At 49.1% G+C, this 18,006-nt stretch carries 21 protein-coding genes and 2 pseudogenes; 8 read left to right on the top strand and 15 right to left on the bottom strand.

What is annotated here, in order from left to right:
• The 3 genes and pseudogenes from ATN88_RS06360 to ATN88_RS06350 all read left to right on the top strand — a co-directional run.
• The coding region (locus ATN88_RS06360) for an HlyD family secretion protein (RefSeq protein ID WP_157490670.1) at positions 1-388 on the top strand (388 nt) is incomplete at its 5' end.
• Positions 385-1,311 (top strand): ABC transporter ATP-binding protein, encoded by a 927-nt coding sequence (locus ATN88_RS06355; RefSeq protein WP_067413069.1) that lies wholly within the window; start codon positions 385-387, stop codon positions 1,309-1,311. The genes ATN88_RS06360 and ATN88_RS06355, both read left to right, overlap by 4 nt.
• Positions 1,292-2,426, top strand: a pseudogene (locus ATN88_RS06350) (ABC transporter permease). Before ATN88_RS06355 ends, ATN88_RS06350 begins: the two are co-directional and overlap by 20 nt.
• Before the next feature lie 55 nt (positions 2,427-2,481).
• On the opposite strand, the gene ATN88_RS06345 reads toward ATN88_RS06350, so the two are convergent.
• The 12 genes and pseudogenes from ATN88_RS06345 to rlmF form a co-directional block, all read right to left on the bottom strand.
• Positions 2,482-3,159 (bottom strand): DedA family protein, encoded by a 678-nt coding sequence (locus ATN88_RS06345; protein WP_067413066.1) that lies wholly within the window; start codon positions 3,157-3,159, stop codon positions 2,482-2,484.
• Between the two features lie 438 nt (positions 3,160-3,597).
• Positions 3,598-4,494, bottom strand: a complete 897-nt coding sequence (locus ATN88_RS06335; RefSeq protein WP_067413060.1) for a flagellar motor protein MotB — start codon at positions 4,492-4,494, stop codon at positions 3,598-3,600.
• Positions 4,491-5,066, bottom strand: a complete 576-nt coding sequence (locus ATN88_RS06330; RefSeq protein ID WP_198158337.1) for a MotA/TolQ/ExbB proton channel family protein — start codon at positions 5,064-5,066, stop codon at positions 4,491-4,493. The genes ATN88_RS06335 and ATN88_RS06330 overlap by 4 nt, the downstream gene beginning before the upstream one ends.
• A 44-nt stretch (positions 5,067-5,110) precedes the next feature.
• A pseudogene (locus ATN88_RS28820) lies at positions 5,111-5,194 on the bottom strand (hypothetical protein); the annotation flags it as partial.
• A 139-nt stretch (positions 5,195-5,333) separates the two neighbouring features.
• Positions 5,334-5,528 (bottom strand): twin-arginine translocase TatA/TatE family subunit, encoded by a 195-nt coding sequence (gene tatA / locus ATN88_RS06325; RefSeq protein WP_067413057.1) that lies wholly within the window; start codon positions 5,526-5,528, stop codon positions 5,334-5,336.
• Between the two features lie 36 nt (positions 5,529-5,564).
• Positions 5,565-6,467, bottom strand: a complete 903-nt coding sequence (gene secF, locus ATN88_RS06320; protein WP_067413054.1) for a protein translocase subunit SecF — start codon at positions 6,465-6,467, stop codon at positions 5,565-5,567.
• A gap of 11 nt (positions 6,468-6,478) precedes the next feature.
• Positions 6,479-8,287: a protein translocase subunit SecD gene (secD, locus tag ATN88_RS06315; RefSeq protein ID WP_067413051.1), complete on the bottom strand. Its 1,809-nt coding sequence runs from the start codon at positions 8,285-8,287 to the stop codon at positions 6,479-6,481.
• Position 8,288: 1 nt separating this feature from the next.
• Positions 8,289-8,966, bottom strand: a complete 678-nt coding sequence (locus tag ATN88_RS06310) for a DedA family protein (protein ID WP_067413049.1) — start codon at positions 8,964-8,966, stop codon at positions 8,289-8,291.
• 57 nt (positions 8,967-9,023) lie between these two features.
• Positions 9,024-9,401, bottom strand: a complete 378-nt coding sequence (locus ATN88_RS06305; protein WP_067413045.1) for a hypothetical protein — start codon at positions 9,399-9,401, stop codon at positions 9,024-9,026.
• Positions 9,402-9,555: 154 nt separating this feature from the next.
• Entirely contained in the window at positions 9,556-9,885 is a 330-nt protein-coding gene (locus tag ATN88_RS26855) for a phosphatase PAP2 family protein (protein ID WP_232312862.1), read from the bottom strand.
• A complete protein-coding gene (locus ATN88_RS26850) occupies positions 9,869-10,213 on the bottom strand; it encodes a hypothetical protein (protein ID WP_232312860.1) in 345 nt (114 codons plus the stop codon). Before ATN88_RS26850 ends, ATN88_RS26855 begins: the two co-directional genes overlap by 17 nt.
• Before the next feature lie 129 nt (positions 10,214-10,342).
• A complete protein-coding gene (gene rlmF, locus ATN88_RS06295) occupies positions 10,343-11,368 on the bottom strand; it encodes a 23S rRNA (adenine(1618)-N(6))-methyltransferase RlmF (protein WP_067413042.1) in 1,026 nt (341 codons plus the stop codon).
• Positions 11,369-11,625: 257 nt separating this feature from the next.
• Here rlmF and gloA point away from each other — a divergent pair, with 257 nt between their 5' ends.
• Together gloA and ATN88_RS06285 are read left to right on the top strand one after the other, a co-directional pair.
• Complete coding sequence (gloA, locus tag ATN88_RS06290) at positions 11,626-12,012, top strand: lactoylglutathione lyase (protein WP_067413038.1); 387 nt, start codon at positions 11,626-11,628, stop codon at positions 12,010-12,012.
• Positions 12,013-12,022: 10 nt separating this feature from the next.
• Positions 12,023-13,123, top strand: coding sequence for an alkene reductase (locus ATN88_RS06285; RefSeq protein ID WP_067413035.1), 1,101 nt, complete (start codon positions 12,023-12,025; stop codon positions 13,121-13,123).
• A 44-nt stretch (positions 13,124-13,167) separates the two neighbouring features.
• Here ATN88_RS06285 and ATN88_RS25475 read toward each other — a convergent pair whose 3' ends face one another.
• Positions 13,168-13,443 carry a nitrogenase-stabilizing/protective NifW family protein gene (locus tag ATN88_RS25475; RefSeq protein WP_083539428.1) on the bottom strand — a complete coding sequence of 92 codons (276 nt, stop codon included), beginning with the start codon at positions 13,441-13,443 and terminating at the stop codon, positions 13,168-13,170.
• A gap of 358 nt (positions 13,444-13,801) precedes the next feature.
• Between ATN88_RS25475 and ATN88_RS06280 the strand changes: the two genes are divergently transcribed.
• The 3 genes from ATN88_RS06280 (at position 13,802) to ATN88_RS06270 (ending at position 16,805) form a co-directional block, all read left to right on the top strand.
• Positions 13,802-15,715, top strand: a complete 1,914-nt coding sequence (locus tag ATN88_RS06280; RefSeq protein ID WP_157490669.1) for a methyl-accepting chemotaxis protein — start codon at positions 13,802-13,804, stop codon at positions 15,713-15,715.
• Positions 15,716-15,870: 155 nt separating this feature from the next.
• Positions 15,871-16,344, top strand: coding sequence for an HAD family hydrolase (locus ATN88_RS06275; protein ID WP_067413025.1), 474 nt, complete (start codon positions 15,871-15,873; stop codon positions 16,342-16,344).
• Between the two features lie 83 nt (positions 16,345-16,427).
• Positions 16,428-16,805, top strand: a complete 378-nt coding sequence (locus tag ATN88_RS06270; RefSeq protein ID WP_067413022.1) for a cupin domain-containing protein — start codon at positions 16,428-16,430, stop codon at positions 16,803-16,805.
• Positions 16,806-16,853: 48 nt separating this feature from the next.
• Here the strand turns inward: ATN88_RS06270 and ATN88_RS06265 are convergent, their stop codons facing one another.
• Positions 16,854-17,084, bottom strand: a complete 231-nt coding sequence (locus tag ATN88_RS06265) for a hypothetical protein (RefSeq protein ID WP_067413019.1) — start codon at positions 17,082-17,084, stop codon at positions 16,854-16,856.
• A 302-nt stretch (positions 17,085-17,386) separates the two neighbouring features.
• Positions 17,387-17,590, bottom strand: a complete 204-nt coding sequence (locus ATN88_RS06260) for a hypothetical protein (RefSeq protein WP_067413080.1) — start codon at positions 17,588-17,590, stop codon at positions 17,387-17,389.
• Positions 17,591-18,006 lie beyond the last annotated feature (416 nt).

Below are 18,006 nucleotides of genomic sequence, written 5' to 3'. Positions count from 1 at the left end.
AAAATCCCAAAGCGCGATGGACGACTACACCATCACGTCACCCGTCGATGGCATTGTCGATTCTCTGCCTTGGCACCGAGGTGAACGCGTCAATGCGGGGATGCCACTTGCGGTGATCCTCAGTAATGAAAATGCCTACGCCAGAGTCTATGTGCCCGAGCCAAAGCGTCTCGCGCTTCAAGTGGGAAACGATATCGACGTTCGCGTTGATGGTTCTGATACGCTCTATTCAGGCACCGTCCGCTGGATAGCTTCAGAGCCGGCTTTCACGCCGTATTTTGCGCTGACAGAAAGCGATCGCACCCGCTTGATGTATGAAATGGAAGTGTCGCTCCCAAGTGCTGAATTCCTGCCTGTCGGCTTACCCGCTCAGGTGGTGCTGCCATGAGTGACTTCGCCATCCACACTGAGGGAATGACCAAACGATTCGGCCAGGTTGCGGCCGTCGACCACCTCAACCTCACTATCCCCAAGGGGACCATTTACGGTTTCCTTGGTCCAAATGGCTGCGGCAAGTCCACATCCATTCGTATGCTGACCGGTTTGCTTTCCCCGACAGAAGGTAAGGTGACGGTGTTGGGAAAGCAATTGCCCAAACAAGCGGAGTCACTCAGACTTCGCGTTGGATACATGACCCAGAAATTTTCGCTTTATGACAACTTAACGGTCGAAGAGAACTTGCACTTTGTGAGGCGCATCTATGGTCTTGGCAAAGACGGCAAAGCCCGTGTTGCGTCATTGCTCGATGCCTATGAACTGGCAGAGCGTCGTCATCAAATGGCAGGTTCTATGAGTGGCGGTCAAAAGCAACGCTTGGCCTTAGCCGCAGCGACCATTCATCACCCTGAATTGCTGTTTCTCGATGAACCGACGTCCGCCGTTGACCCCGAAAACCGCCGTGACTTTTGGGAGCGTCTGTTCGATTTGTGTAATGAAGGCACCACCATCTTGGTGTCCACTCACTATATGGATGAAGCCGAACGCTGCCATGGCCTCGCAATTTTAGAACGCGGGCAAATGCGTGCGGATGGTTCGCCAGAGTCCTTGATGGCGAGCATGGGCGCAAATGTGTTCGAAGTGGAGGGCCCTGATTTACGTGACCTTAAAAGGCGGCTTACCATTCACACCGAAATCTTGTCGGCGTCTCAGCTTGGCGTTCGCTTGCGGGTGCTCGTGAGCAAACAGGTCGCAAACCCCATCGCTTGGCTCACTGCAAACATCGGCAACGCATACCGGATTGATGAAGTAAGACCCAGTCTGGAAGACGTTTTCGTCACATGTACAGGGAGGCATGCTCATGAGTTTGGCTAGAATCGTTGCTGTTGTCGCCAAGGAGTTGCGGCAGCTCTCCCGCGATCGCATGACATTTGGCATGGTCGTTATGATCCCCGTCGTACAACTCATGCTGTTTGGTTACGCCATCAATACCGATGTTCGCCATATTCCCGCAGGACTCGTCGATCAAGACAGAAGCAGTTACAGCCGAGAGCTGACCGCGAGATTAAGGCAACACAGGTGCCCATTTTGTGGCGGAGTTTGCCACTGTCCAAGAGGCAGAAAACGCTATCACCCGAGGAGATGTAAAAGCGGTGCTGTATCTTCCCGCAGACTTTACCACGCGGCTTTGGACACACCCTCGTTTCCAGTCAGATGCGCCAAACGATACCGCAAGGCCAGTGGGTCAATGGATGGTTGACGGTTCAGATACCATGGTCGCGTCGTCCATTTTATCGCTGCGCAACATGCCGCTTTCTGGATTGGCAAACCTTGCAACAGAAGAAGCACCACCATCATTAGAAGTGGTGAATTACTTCAACCCAGAGCAGCGTTCCGCCGTTAATATCGTGCCGGGGCTTTTGGCCGTGATCCTCACCATGACAATGGTGCTCTTTACCTCCGCAGCCATTGTCAGGGAGCGAGAGCATGGAAACATGGAGTTTTTGATCAACACACCCATTAAGCCGCTAGAGTTGATGATTGGCAAAGTCACGCCCTTTGTCCTCGTAGGGTTGTTCCAAACCGCAATTATCCTCACTGTGGGCAATGTCGTCTTCAATGTCCCGATACGCGGTGGGCTAGATACCTTGCTGGTAGCATCCTTGTTGTTTATCTCCGCCAGCCTGACACTTGGGCTGATGATCTCCACCGTGGCGAAGTCTCAGCTTCAAGCGATGCAGATGACCGTATTCATCTTGCTGCCTTCGATATTGCTGTCAGGTTTTATGTTTCCCTATGAGGCGATGCCAGAACCTGCCCAATGGATAGCCGAAGCCTTGCCAGCTACCCACTTTATGCGGCTAGTAAGAGGGATCATCTTGCGGGATGCAGAAATCACAGACTTGATGCCTGACGTCATTTGGCTAGCGGTGTTTACCGTCGTTGGGTTGCTGATTGCTGCGTTGCGGTTTAGGAAGAAACTCGACTAAACACGCTGAAAAAGAGGCATAAAAAAAGCAGGGGTAACCCTGCTTTTTTGTTTCTTTATGCGCTTGTTGGCGGTTGCTTCAGCGTTTGAATCGCTTTTTTCACTCGCCAGATAATCGCCGTCGAAATCGCGATACACAGCGTGATCACTGGTGCAGCCATCAAGCCCATTGTAACCGCACGACTGATTGGCTCTGGCAATGCTGGAAGCATGAAACCAAGGCCTGCCAGCAAGAATACCCACAAGGTTGCGCTCAGCCATGAGAAGTATTGAAACTTAGGAGCCTCACCCACTCGCATACCCATCATCATCGGCAGCACTGAGCGAACCGCAGGAATGAAGCGAGCACAGAACAGCGCAACAAGACCATGGTGACAAAGCAATTTGTCTACGGTTTTCATGTTTTTCTCAGGCACTTTCGCCAGCCAAGATTGCACCAACGGCAGACGGTTTAACCATCGCCCCTGCAAGAATGCCATCCAGCTACCGAACGCTGCAGCAAAAATAAGGAGCGGGAACGCGATATACGGACTCAACACCCCAACAGCCGACAAAGTACCTACAAGCACAACAACGCTGTCACACGGGAACGGTGCTGCTGGGAGAAAACCGCTTTCTAGCGCAATCAACACCGCAACAATCACATAGATTAGCGTTGCACTACCTGGGGTAAGCAAAGCATTGAAGTCTTGGTACCACAGGGCAACCAATACTTCTTGTATGGCTTCAAACATGGGGGCTCCAATAAACATAGATCACAACGGCGAACACAATCAGACAAGCGTGCGACAGGCAAAAAACGACGCGGATGGTCCGAGTTTGCCCATCGAGGCTAGAAGGCAAGAATAAAGGAAGTGTCGCTTTTCCTTTCGTGCCACCAAGTATTCATGACCTAATAAATAAATCAGCCAATATTTACTGCGAAAAGCCAGAAAAAACAACAAGTTTGTCAGGGGTAAAATGGTGATTAATTCCACAAAAATTCCTTATGCCCTGTGGGTTAAGGAGATTCTGTACGCATTTCATCCAGACTTGGAGAATTAAAGCGGTTAATTTCAGCCAGTTAGCAAACGCTTGCGCAGAGCGTTTGAAATTCAACCAATCCATATCCGCAACACTTCTTTACAATTCACCTTGCCTACAATTCGGATTTTGCCTGTTTCTCGCGTTATTCAAGACTTTGCAAAAGAACGGTAAGTCGGTTTTCCCTGCTCAATCGTCACTTCTACTCTGTCGTTTATTGCACTGTCTGAATCCGTCAAACGCGCCGACGCGCCCGCCCCTATCACCTGAAGCCTGTCTGGGTCTATGTCCTTATTTTGAAGGATACGGTTCGCTACGGAGACCGCTCGCAACGCAGACAGCTCCCAATTGTCGCGATAAAGCTCCGACGTTGGCGGCGTAATATTGGTGTGTCCGGTCACGGTTATCATGCCGGGAATGTCTTCGATTGCTGCCGAAATCTTATCGACCAAAGGCCGAAACCTCGGTTGCAGAAACTGAGAGTCTTTTGGGAAGGCGAGCGGAGCCTGAATGCGAATCACTAATTGCTGTCCCAGTTGCTCAGCGACGACCTCGCCTGCATCAATTTCAGATTGCAGTGCTAATTGCAGCTGTTCCAATGCTTGCAAAGACGTATGGTTAGAACTTGGCGTAAGTTGCCATTCATCATGCACCTTATACGTCGGCACAGACGCCAACGCCCCCTCTTTGTTTGCTTGCGCTAAAGCATCATCAAGGCGACTCAGTGCGGATTCTGTTGTCGTTTCTACGTGGCTGACATCACCAATGGATAAGGCTGTCGAGTCCGTGGTGGAAAGGCTGCCTGTTGTGCCAATTCCGCCTTCAAACAGCAAAGAACCCTGTGTGGCTGAAATCATCCCTTCTTCACGAAGCGACTCAATCAAGCTCTCTACCATCACTTCGGCTTGCCCTTTCTCATTTTGAGCAAAGGCATAAAGCACAACAAACAACGCAAATAACAGCGTCATGTAGTCGGCAAAAGAAATCAGCCAGCGTTCATGGTTCTCATGCGCGTCTTCCGTATGCTGTCGCCTTCTCCTTCTCATGCGCCCACCTTAACGTGCAAAGGATGTTCAACATACCCACCAAGTCGTCCTTGCAGCTCCAAAGCATTACTGCCATTGGCGATGCAGCTAACACCTTCAAGGATCATCATTCGATAATTGGTAAGCTCTTGCGAAAAGGCTTTGTAACGATTACCAAAAGGAAGGAACACGATGTTAGCAAACGCTACCCCATAGATGGTGGCCACAAATGCAACTGCTATGCCTGCACCTAATTGGTCGGGTTTATCCAACAACCCCATCGCGTGGATCAAACCAAGCACCGCGCCCAAAATCCCCATTGTCGGGCTATAGCCGCCCATGGCCTCATAAAGTTTTGACACTTGGCTAATCCGGTGTTCTTCTGCCGCAATCCTGTTCTCCATGATGTCCAAAATGGCGTCGCTTTCGATGCCATCAACGAGCATTTGCAACGCTTCCAAGAGAAACGGGTCGTCAACTTTCTCCAGTTCAATTTCCAGTGCCAACAGGCCATCCCGGCGCGCGATTGTCGCGAGCTCTGTAATTTGTTTTGCAGTACCAAAACTGTCTCTGAACGGCGGCGTAAACAGCAAGAAAAATACGTAAAAACTAACTTCACGGTGGAAAACGGGAACTGGACCAATATCGCGCCTACCGTACCGCCCACCACAATCAAAAATGCGGGCGTATTAACCAGACCACTGATGTGACCGCCTTCCATGAAATTGGCGATCAAGATAAACGCGAGCGCAACGATGATTCCAATAAAGCTCATGACTTACATCCTTCTAAAGATACCCAAGCCCGACATAGAGCTTGGGTACACATCACGAACACTTTCTCTTTAGATCAAGAGAGTCTTACTCTTTGAGGTAGCTAGCCTTTTGGGTCAACGTATCGTCCTCTTCTTTCACACCATCATCACGGATTGCGCGTTTGAAATCCTTGATGGCGGTCCCCAGATCGCCGCCTAATTGCGCCAATTTTTTAGACCCAAATAACAACACGACGATGAAAGCGATGATCATCAACTCGCTGATACTTATCCCTCCCATGCGACGATCCTTAAAGGCACGAAAAGGAGGTGAAAACTATGGCATTTCATCAATCAAATCCTGCTTTGGTTGGTAGTGCATTGGGTTCAAACCCAGCATTTCTTGTACTGTCGAAGCGATAGTGACGGATGACCATGTACCGGTCACGACACCTGCGAACAAGGTGATGGAGAAGCCATAAAGGGCCTCGCCACCCAACACCAAAAGACAGCCAATCGTAAACAGCGTTGTACCCGCAGTGATCAAGGTGCGCGAGAACGTCGCTTTTACTGCCAAGTTTGTGCTGGAGTATATATCCGCATCCGGGCGGGCTTTGAGTACGTCACGTAAACGGTCCGCAATAACGATTGAGTCATTGAGTGAATAACCAATAACCGCCAGAAGACCCGCGACCACATTCAAGTCCATCTGAACACCAAGCACAGCCAACAAACCCAGAGTAATGATGGTGTCGTGAACCAATGAGGCAATCGCAGCCAACGCAAGACGCCATTCGAATCGCATGGCGAGATAAATCATGATGGAGAGTGACGCCGCCATCAGCGCTAATCCACCTTGGTTATAAAGCTCTTCACCGACTTGCGGCCCCACCACAGTGGCTTGAATGAGTTCAGCTTGTAGGTTCGTTTGCTCGCTAAACAGAGAAACGATAGCTTGTGGGTCGACAAGCGGCGCATTGGAAGGCAAAACTAGCTGCCAAACGCCGGGGGATGACCCGGCTTCCACCGTTACCCATTCAGCGAGAGCCCCGGTTAAGCCCGCTTGAATCTCTGCAGCGGGTGCCAGTGTTTGGAAAGCAACATCAACCACGACGCCGCCGGTGAAATCTATGCTCATCGCAATGCCGTAGTGGAAAATGGCAAAGAAACTCGCCGCAACCAGCAGTAACGAGCCCGCCAGTCCCAAATATCTGATTTGTGTCAGTGAATGAATTTTCATCTTCCGTACTCCTAAATCCTGACTGCTCGACGGTTATCTCTGCCCCAAATTGGGTTGATGATGGCGCGGGTTCCCCAAATGCCACACACCATGCTGGTGATCAGTCCCAAAATGAGCGTGGTCGCAAAGCCTTGAAGCGGCCCAGAACCAATGCCGTATAAACAAAGCGCGGAAATTAATGTGGTGATATTGGCATCAAAGATGGTGACGAACGCTGAGCGGTAACCAAAGTCGATAGAGGTCGCCAGAGACGCACCTTCCCTTAATCGGTCACGGATACGTTCGAAGATCAGCACATTGGTATCAACGGCCATACCCACAGTAAGTACTAACCCCGCAATACCGGGTAGAGTTAAAACCGCTCCAGGAAGAAGTACCAAGAGGCCAACTTGCATGATTAAGTTCGCACCCAATCCAACAATCGCCACCCAGCCAAAGCGGCGGTACCAAAGCATCATGAACACAGCCATGCCTGCCATGCCCAATGCCAGCGCACTGAATCCGGCTTTAATGTTCTGTGCCCCTAGCGTTGGCCCAATCGCCCTTTCTTCCACTATTTGAATAGGAGCCGTGAGCGCACCAGAGCGCAGAAGTAGCGAGAGTTCTTGCGCTTCCGTCGCGCTATCAAGGCCTGTGATACGGAAGGTATTACCTAAGGTGCTTTGAATCGTCGCCACATTAATCACTTGATCATGGGGAACCAGTTCGCTGCTGTCGTTCAGTTTGTATTCGGTGTAAACCGTCGCCATGGCTTGCCCAATATGATGACGGCTGAAGTTCATCATTTGGCTGCCACCGCTACCATCCAGTCGGATTTCAACTTGAGGCAGCCCCATTTCATCCATGCTTGCGCGTGCATCAACAATATGATCGCCGGACAGTACAGGCTGTCGAGACAAACGGACCAATGCGCCATTGCGATCGGGAATCGCTTTTGCGCCTGCCGCCGTTGCTTCATAAAACGCAAGTGAAGCCGTCGCACCGATCACTGACTTAGCTTGCTTTGGATCATGTACCCCTGGCAACTCGATACGGATGTGGTCACGCCCTTGGCGGACAACGCTTGCTTCAACAATCCCCAGCTCACCGATTCGGTTTCTAAGAATCGAAATGTTCTGCGTCATCGCCGATTGCGCCTGAAGCAATAGCTCCTCTTCGGTCAGGGTAATAAAATAGGCATCATCTTCATTTGTGGCTTCCCACTGCCCTGTGTAGCTTGCAAGAAAGTCGTTCCAAAACGTGTCGTTTGAACGTTCAACACCCGTCACTTTCAACGTTGTCGAAGAAAGCTTTCTCACCGTCACACCGCGCACACGCTCTTCTCGTAAAGCTGTTCGCAAGTCATTGGCCATTGCGTCCGTTTGCTTGCTGTAAACCGCATCCAAATCGACAAACAGCAAGAGTTGAACGCCGCCTCGTAAATCCAGCCCAAGCTTCACAGGCTCCGCTCCAAACGCGCTAAACCATGCAGGCGCGGCCGACTGATACTGAATAGTGATATCCGCATATGCCGCTAAATTTTCGTTCAACGCGTGTTTAGCGCTTTGCTGCTCATCAATATCATCAAACGTCACGATGACTTCATCACCCTCAGTCATTGCTTCCCTAAATGGGATTTCATTGTCTGAAAGTACGTTTTTCACTACCGAGAGCGATGTTTCATCACCACGTTTAGCGTGAACACCCAGCGCAGGCACATCGCCGTAGAACGTTGGTATCGCCTGAATGAGAAGCGTCAATAACATCAAGATGAGGAGTGCGTATTTCCACTTCCCCATTCGATTCATTGCGGCGTCCGCCTTTGTCTGTGAACGTCTCATATCACAGGTCTCCTGATGCTAACGTTGAAGTTCGAGGTGCCTTTTTGAATCGCATAACAAGCAAGGCGAGAATTGGAATGGTGATGCTGACCACCGGGGCCAAAATCAGGCCTGTGGTCGCGACTCGACTGAGTGGTTCCGGTAAGGCTGGCAGCAAGAAACCAATGCCAGACAGCAAGCAGACCCAAAGCGTGGCACTGGGCCAAGAGAACCAATGAAAGCGGGATGCATCATGCAATCTCGCGCCCATCATCATCGGCGTAATCGAACGCGCTCCCGGCACAAAACGTGCGCAGAAAAGTGCGATCAAACCGTGACGGTTCAGCAAGGTATCAACGTTTTTCAAGGTGCTAGGTGGCACCTGAGATAGCCAGCGACTGACACGCGGTAAACGGTTCAACCAACGGCCCTGACAAAATGCCAACCAACTGCCTATTGAGGCCGCAAAAACCAGCAGTAAAACAGCCACAACAGGATGCAAGACACCAACCGCAGCCAAGGTGCCAGACAAGACAACAATGCTGTCACACGGCAAGGGGGCGGCTGGCAAAAAGCCACTTTCAAGACCAATAAAGGCCGTGATGATCAGATAGATAAATACGGCACTGCCCGGCGCGAGCAGCGCGTTGAAGTCCTGATGCCAAAGGGCCACCAGCACTTCCTGGATATTTTCGAACATGGAAACTCCATCTTATCGACAAACAAAGAGAATGATGTGATTAAGCGATGGAGCGTTTCAGCGAGAGTGGATGAACCTGAATTGGAGATTGGAGTCCTGCCAACCAGCGAGACGATGGTTATCAGATGTCAGATAGCTTCTTGGCAGCGTGCTAGCAGCACGGAACAAAGCCAGCAACATAGCAATCGTCATCAAGAGGATTGGCCAAGATGCGACGTCTTTTTCCGGTGCTTTAGGTTCGGGCTGATGTGCCCGAGAATTGGTATAACGAGGAAGGAAAGTATCCAGCGACGCGTCAGGTTGTGAGTCCTGACTCGCCGCCAAAGTAAGTGGAGCTTGTAGCAGATCTTGGCTGACAACGGCCGCGGTATTGCCTAGCAGCAATGCCATCAACAGCGTTATCAAAAATGGCAGTCGTTGTATGAACTGTCTCAAACCAAAATCCTTTTTAAGCGATGCATCAATATGTACTGCGAACGCGTAGAAATGACAACTCTTTTTTGTGTCTTTTAACAGGGGGTTATCTCTTCCTCACGTCGCATCAGGATGCGATTCAAACGCATCGACACAGCATAGATCAGCGCGCATATCACAGCGGCGAAGCTATCGATGCAAAGACATCCACTGCCCAGTGCATGCCAAGCCACAAGCGGCTTGCAGCAACAACGCTAGCCCAACCCACTACAAGGCTGGCCAGCAGCCCATAGCCTTCGGCCATCAAAATAGCCCCCCAGAAAATGGCAACAGCAGCGGCAAAAATCGTGTGGCCCGATGGAAACGAATAGTTCGTTTCGCCTTCCCAATGGATGAGTCGCCACGCACTCACGTCATCTTTTACCTCTGTCAGAATCTCTTCCCGTTGGAGAGGCTCAACAGCATAAAACGCGTCACTGGAAGGCACTTTATCGAGTTCTGCCAAGGTTTGTATAAGGCCTTGGTTCCTGCGTCAGGTGCTTAACAACGGTTTTGGTGACAAAGCTCGTTCCTAACACAACGCCAAAGCAAAACAGTACCGACAGGGTTTTCTTGCGCGACCACTTTAAGAGTAACGGGATAGTACAAAACAGTGCCGTCGTAATAAGGAACCACTGGTTTCCCGCCGACCAAGACGCATAGGTCAAGGTTCGCCCAAGCACATCCGACGCGGGGCCCGTTAAGGTCACGCCGTTCAATAGGAATGAGGAAATGAGGGTGAGAACTGACAGTGCTGCCGCACAAATCAATCCGCACTTTTTATAGTTATTCATTCGTTGCACACCTTTACGAATGGCGTCTACAGTCCTGAGACGCCGAATCTAAACAGGGAGAGTTAAAGGTTGCTAAAGGTGCGCAGCTAATGTTAACGACTAGGAGATGAAAGACAACTCATTAGATATTTATTTAGATTTCCAGCCGGATGTCCACTCTGCACGCGCTTCGCGATTTAGGAAGGTCCAAGCAACGACACGCGTTACTTTTTGCCCCTGTGCCATCTCGATGGTTTTTACATCTTCCGCGTTTACTTGCTTGAGTTGTTGATAGATTGCGCTGAGATTTTCTTTCTTTGACACCATGGTAGTAAACCATAGGCATTGCGCTTTAAAGTCAGCACTTTGCAAAATCATACGCTTGATAAAGGCAGCCTCGCCGCCCGGACACCAAAGCTCTGCTTTCTGACCACCGAAGTTAAGTGTCGGTTTACCTTTTGCGTGCTTTCCGTTTACATCGCTGGCTTTCGTAAACTTTTCTGTGCCTTTTTTACGGGCATTCGCCGCAAGGTTTCGGACTTTTCGCTCAGAGCCTTTTGTTGCTTCTGCCAACGACGCGTGGAACGGCGGGTTACACATGGTGAAGTCAAAACGTTCGTTGGCGTTAATCATACCGGTGTAAATGTGGTCAGCGTTTTTTTGCAAACGGCATTGAATGCCACCTTTAAGTGACGGGTTCGCATCTACCATGAACTTGGCACTTTTTACGGACACAGGGTCAATGTCTGCGCCAACAAACTGCCAGCCGTAAACGCGATGTCCCACCATTGGGTAGACACAGTTTGCCCCCATACCAATATCAAGGCCTTTGATTTGTTTACCCTGAGGGATTTTCCCATCCCCCGTTTCAGCCAGAAGATCGGCGATGTAATGCAAATAGTCCGCTCGGCCTGGAATAGGTGGGCAAAGGTAGCCCTCAGGAATATCCCAGATGTTCACTTGGTAAAAATGGCTCAGCAGTGCCTTGTTCAGTACCTTCACCGCGGCTGGGTTGGAAAACTCCACGGACAAATCCCCAAACGGATTCGGTTTCACAAACGCTTTCAGCTCAGGCGTGCTTTTGATTAATGCAGGAAAGTCATAACGCTCGCGATGCGGGTTACGCGGATGCAGCCCTTTCTTTTGCTGAGTGGTTTTGTTGTTGGATTTTGTCATGTGAAGTCCAGCCTGTGTGTCTGGGGAAAAACGCAGTCCGGCATTCTACGGATTTGTTTTCTGAGCAGGTAGCAAAAATTTAGGCTTATCCCTCTCATCGTGCAACAAGCATTCGATCACCCCTCAAATCCATAACGTGAAATTATTGATTTAATAAAATATGATAATTTTTCGCCACTAATTTTTAGTCGTATTGTTCACCATAAATAAACCCTGTTTCCCCCTTCTCAACCGAGAAGTGATTTGAAAGGTGAATGATGAAATTTCTCCACACCATGATCCGTGTAGCGGACCTAGATAAGTCGATTGAGTTTTACACCAAGGTATTGGGCATGAGCGTGTTGGATCGCTTCGAGAACCCAGAATACCGCTACACATTGGTCTTTGTGGGCGATGCAAACCAGCCTGACAACACGGCGATTGAGCTGACCTACAACTGGGACACCAACGAATATGACTTGGGGAACGGATTTGGTCATCTGGCGCTGGGTTCTGATGATATTTATACCGCGTGCGAACGCATTAAAGCCTTGGGCGGCAACGTAACCCGCGAACCAGGCCCTATGAAAGGCGGCGAAACGCACATCGCCTTTATCAAAGATCCTGATGGCTACTCTATCGAACTTATTCAAACTAAAAACTGAGGGCGCAGCAATGACAAACGCACTGTTTCAAACCCTTAAATTGGGCGATATAGAACTTAAAAACCGCATTGTTATGCCACCAATGACGCGCTCTCGTGCTTCTCAGCCTGGCAACGTCGCGAACGACATGATGGCCACCTACTACGCACAACGTGCAAGTGCAGGTCTAATTGTTGCTGAAGGCACTCAGATTTCAGAAATGGGTCAGGGCTATGCTTGGACACCAGGCATCTACACCCAAGAACAGATCGCTGGCTGGAAAAAAGTGACCGATGCGGTTCATGAAAAAGGCGGCGTTATTTTCGCGCAGCTATGGCACGTTGGTCGTGTCACGCACCCGGACAACATTGGCGGTCAGCAGCCTATTTCCTCGTCAGCGTTGAAAGCAGAAAACGTAAAAGTCTTCATCGACAATGGTACTGATGAGCCAGGTTTCGTCGACGTGGTTGAACCTCGCGCGATGACCAAAGACGACATTGAAGAAGTCATTGGTCAATATCGCCAAGCAGCATTGAATGCGATCGAAGCTGGCTTTGACGGCATTGAACTACACGCGGCGAACGGTTATCTGGTCAATCAGTTCATCGACTCAGAAGCAAACAACCGTACCGACGAATACGGTGGCTCCATCGAAAATCGTCTGCGTTTTCTGGGCGAAGTGGTAGAAGCAATGACAGCGGCTATCGGTCACAACCGTGTGGGTGTTCGCCTTGCGCCATTCACCTCACTGAATGGCACAGTAGATAAAACACCCGTTGAAACGTACACGGCAGCAGCAGCCCTGCTAGACAAACTGAATGTGGTTTACATGCACATTGCTGAGGTCGATTGGGATGATGCACCGGAAACACCGGCAGCATTTAAACCTGCGGTGCGCGAAGCGTACAAAGGCACCATTATTTATGCTGGCAAATACAACCCAGAAAAGGGCAGCCAAGCCATTGAAGATGGCATCGCTGACATGATTGGCTTTGGTCGTCCGTTTATCTCGAACCCAGATTTGCCAAATCGCATCAAACATGACTATCCGTTTGCTGCGCACGATCCTGCCACTCTGTTTGGTGGCAAAGAGAAAGGTTTGCTGGATTACCCTGAATATCAGGCCGTTTAATCAAAGCCTAATGAAAAACAAACCCCGCTACAGCGGGGTTTGTTTTATCTGCGTTGGCAGGACGTGCATCCTCGACAGGCCGAGCGCGTATATTTGTCCAACCGACTGCGCTGCACATAGCAATACGCATTCTTTAAGGCGCGTCTTGCCGAAAACCAGTCATCGGGTCTTGAGAGCAGTAAGTATCCATTAAACCGCTTCACCAACTGCGTGCGATACTCTTCGATAAATTGGCTATCAAATCCAATATCAAAGTAATGCAAGGCTTCCTCTATGCAGGTAAAACTCTCGATCTTTTGCTGAATATCAATCTGGCTCATAACCCTACATATTTCGTATTCGTGTGGTACTTTTTCGTTTCAAGAACGCAGTTTTTGGCTGCCTTTTAGGCATATAAAAAACGAATAGCCTAAATGGCAGATACAACAATAAATTGCAGTACTTTTAACACCTTACAATCAAAGAAACACACCTTTCTACCGACCTAGTGTTAACGCTTTTTCTACAAGCGGATATTACTCAAAATTCAGCGAAAAACTAACAAGATTTAGTATCTCAGTAGAACCTTTTCGATTATTAATGACGCGCATTTTTGCGACGCAGTCGTTGTTTATCAGTGACTTAATCAAACAAATGACAACGAAACTTCATCACTTCTAATAATAAAAGGTTTTAACTGTGCTTTCTTTCCGATTAAAAGACCTCAGTTTCCGAGCGTCAGTGCTATTGCCCATCGCGATAATGGGCGTGTTAATTTCAAGTTTGGCGTGGTGGCTTTACAGCGACAGAACCCATCAAGAGCAGGTTTACCAACAAGAACGCAAAGTGCGTGTTGAAAACCTGCAAGCGGCGAATGACATCGGTATCGAAATGTGGCGCGCACGTCTTGCTGTGGCACTCACGTGGGGAAACCCACGCGACATGAAACGCATCGCGGCAACCGAACAAACGCTGACCTCGCTGCTTGATGAGTTTGATAACTATCACCCAGACAATGCGCCTGGCCGCGAACTCAAACGACTGGTCCCTCAGTACGTGGCGGAATCTCGCGCAACCTTTGCCTATTTCCATACTATCGACAAAGCCGTGAAACACGGTGTGTCAGGTTCAGGGAAAATCTTTGACCAATACGCGCTTCACATCTCTGAAGGTGCTTACACCGGAGAATGGCAGCGCAAGGCACTGACCGCATTCAACCATTTAAGAACCGCCGCCGTTTATTACAATGGGTTTGTGTCTGGCATGCGTGTTACCTACCTAAACACCGCAATGAAGAACATCAACGCTGCCGTTGAGATCCTCGAACAGAATCTGGCTGACGATGTTACTGCAAACACCTACCGTGTAGCGAAACGTTACCAAGAAGCGATGCAGATGCTCGACAAAGATCTGAACGCTTACCACCAATCTCACCGCGAGGCACTGGAAATGGGTGCCAAGGTAAACGATGCGCTTATCGACCTTCAAAACCTTCTTGGCGAGCAAGGCTTTATCTTTGCAGACGAAGGCCTAAGCCAACGTGAGCTGAGCAACCAAATTACCATCGCATTGTTGTTTGCGGCACTTGCCGGTGCAGTTGTGTTCTCGCTGGTGTTAGTGCGTAGCATGCAAGCACAGCTTCAATTGCCACTTAATGCCGCTGAGGCAATTGGCAACCAAGACTTGAGCCAATGCCACATTGATGATGGCAAAAATGAGTTTGGCGAACTGGCGCGTTCTCTCGATAAGATGCGCCTGAACATTCGTGAAGTGTTGGGTCAGATTGTTGAATCAAGCGCACAGCTCAGCTCCGCCTCTGAAGAGGTCAGTGCAATTTCCATTCAATCATCTGCCAACATGCAATCTCAGCAAGAACAGCTCGACTCTCTATCTGCCGCGATGGAAGAGATGCGAACCACGTCAGCTGACATTGCACACAACGCGGAATCGTCGGCCAATGCCACCAGCAATGCTGCGAAAAGTGCGCATGTTGGCGGTCAAGCCATCGAGCAAACCGTTCGCGCTATCCGCTCTGTAGAACAAGAAATGAATGTGACCACCGACAACATTCGCCAGCTTGTTGAAGAAAGTCAGCGCATTGGGTCAATCGTGGATGTGATCAACGCGATTGCAGATCAAACCAACCTACTGGCCCTGAATGCGGCCATTGAAGCGGCACGCGCTGGCGAACAAGGCCGTGGCTTTGCTGTGGTAGCTGACGAAGTTCGCTCTCTGGCCACACGCACCCAATCGTCAACAGAGGAAATTGGTGCGATTATCAAACGCCTGCAAGAGCAAGCGATTGCAGCGGAAACCACGATGACAGAAAGCGTGTCCAAGATGTCACAAGGCGTTGATGCGGTTAACCGCAGCGGCGATGTGATTCAGGAAATGAACCTGTCCGTCAGCAATATTTTCGACATGAGCAGCCAAATTGCGAGCGCAACGGAGCAGCAAACTGCGGTATCTGAAGAGTTGGGCGGGAACGTACTTCGCATCACTCAAGCGTCAAGCGAAGTGACCGAAGGTGCACAGCAGACCACTCGCGCCTGTGAAGAACTCTCCTCACTTGCCAACCAACTGCATGGCATGACTTCTCAGTTCAAACTGTAAGTATCGACTGCAATTTACGTACAACGCGTTTTTGCACGCCACCCAAAGCAGCCTTTCAAGAGGCTGCTTTTTTATTCATCATCCATGATTGCAAGCCGCCTCTCAACGAATTAACGTAACCTCGTCAGGACGATAAAGCATGTGAAGGAGTGGCAATGGGTAAGGTCTATCTATTTGATTGGGGCGACACCCTCATGGTCGACTTTCCCGACCAGTCAGGAAAGATGTGTGATTGGGAAAAAGTGCGAGCGGTAGACGGAGCTAAAGACACCCTCGCTCACCTTTCAAAGACCCATCAAATCTACGTTGCGACCAATGCGGCTGATTCAACGGAAGCAGACATCAAACGCGCTTTCGAACGCGTCGGACTCTCTTTCTATATTCACGGCTACTTTTGCAAAGCGAACCTTGGTATCGGTAAAGGCTCGCCCGCGTTTTTCCAAAAAATCATCGAAAAGCTGAATGTCCCAGCAAGTGAAATGGTAATGGTTGGCGACACCATAGATAAGGATATCGACCCAGCTCTGCAAGCTGGCATCTCTGCGGTTTGGCTAAACACCCTAGGCGTGAACACTTCACCTCACGACGACTACCGACAGATTTCAAACTTAACATCGCTTATCGAGTGATAATGATTGAGACGCGCTTCATGCGCGCTAAAGGCTAACCTGAAAACTCAGAATACCGAGCGGAATTGAGGGATAAAACATCCATGGCAAACCAAGACAGCAAGATCAATATCGAAGAGAAATTTAGCTTGTTTAATGAAGTTTGGACGCCGAAAGTGGTAGCTCAATCCAATGGGCAGCTTGTTAAAATCGCGAAAGGCGAAGGCGAGTTGGTTTGGCATAAACACGACAATGAAGATGAGCTATTCATCGTCTTCAAAGGGCAACTGACGCTTCAGTTGAGAAGTGGCGACATCGTCCTGAATCCAGGTGAAATGTACGTTGTGCCCAAAGGTGTTGAACACTGCCCAAAAGCAAAGTCAGATACGCACTTTATGATGGTTGAGCCTGCCAGCACAGCTCATACTGGCGCGCTAAAGACAGACCGAACGGTGGCCAGTGAAGACCAAGAATGGATTTAGCCCAATTCATTTAACGGCATGGAAGAATGCAAGGCGTTTCACAATGGGTCACTGGGGATTATTTTGGTACCAAGCATCGAGCAGCTCTTTTCCGTAGACCACTTCGATTTGCATGTGCATAATCAGACAAAAAGCGAACAAAAACGCACACGAAACATTGAACACGCGTGTGGTCATTTTCATCACCGAATCTGGAACAAAAATAGTGATTAAGCAAAGCGATAGCGGGTATAACAAGATAATCCAAACCAACCCTTCCAGATAACTCGACATTGCCATTTTCGCGTCCTCTCCCTGAATCACTGACGATCAACATAGCAAGTGAATGTGACCATCGCCTGACAGAAATTGCGCTTTTTAGAGAGATATCAAGGGTAATAGGCTTCAACGCCCGTCTTGAGTCCAACCCCATGGCGTAGTTGAAGTAAATGGTACAATCCTATACCCAACAACCTGAAGATGCAGGATTCAGGTTGTTTGGGTATAGGCATAAAGCCCGCATAATGCGGACCTTATTAATCTAAAAGCACCGTATGAAAGCTCAGCTTTACAGACGATTAGCTGTGCTCGAACCTCAATGATTACTGGTGTTGCTTAAAGAAACGCTCCGCGTTAGCAAACAAGGAATCGCAAAGCTTTTCTTGAGCGGCGTACTCTGGTGTCCCCTTCGTCATTGAATCAAGCAATGCCTTAGCACTCTGGTACTCGCCGACCATTTGCTCGAACCTTGCCTCATAACCGCTTTTCCACGCCTTTTTTGTTAATTTAACTTTTTTCTTTCTCATTATATGTTCCTCAATTGAAACGCCTGAGATTTTTAGTTTCAGGGTGGAGTTTTTAATATTGGAAATATCAAATTCGACCAATCGAATAAAAAGCAGCACCAAATAATTAAAAATAAAAACCTGGTCGCGTATAGATATATTTATTGAAAACATTACAGTCACGCCTTAACGTTCGTAGCAAACTCAAACGAAGATTAACCAATCAATAAATCATTTTTATTCAGATGGTTATAGGCACTTCCACAGCAGCAAAAACCGCAGTCGATACTATTAAATCTGATATTAGGAAGAAGTTACCACTAAAGTAATATGACGAAGATATTCGAAAGAGAACTGAGAAGATACTTGAACTAAAATGTCATCAATAGCTCGAATACAAGAGCCTTATCCACTATACACCTTGTGAATTTAATAGA

The organism is Enterovibrio coralii (assembly GCF_001559595.1).
Lineage (GTDB): Bacteria > Pseudomonadota > Gammaproteobacteria > Enterobacterales > Vibrionaceae > Enterovibrio > Enterovibrio coralii.
The sequence above is the reverse complement of the archived record's forward strand: the minus strand, read 5'-3'. Positions and strand labels throughout refer to the sequence as shown.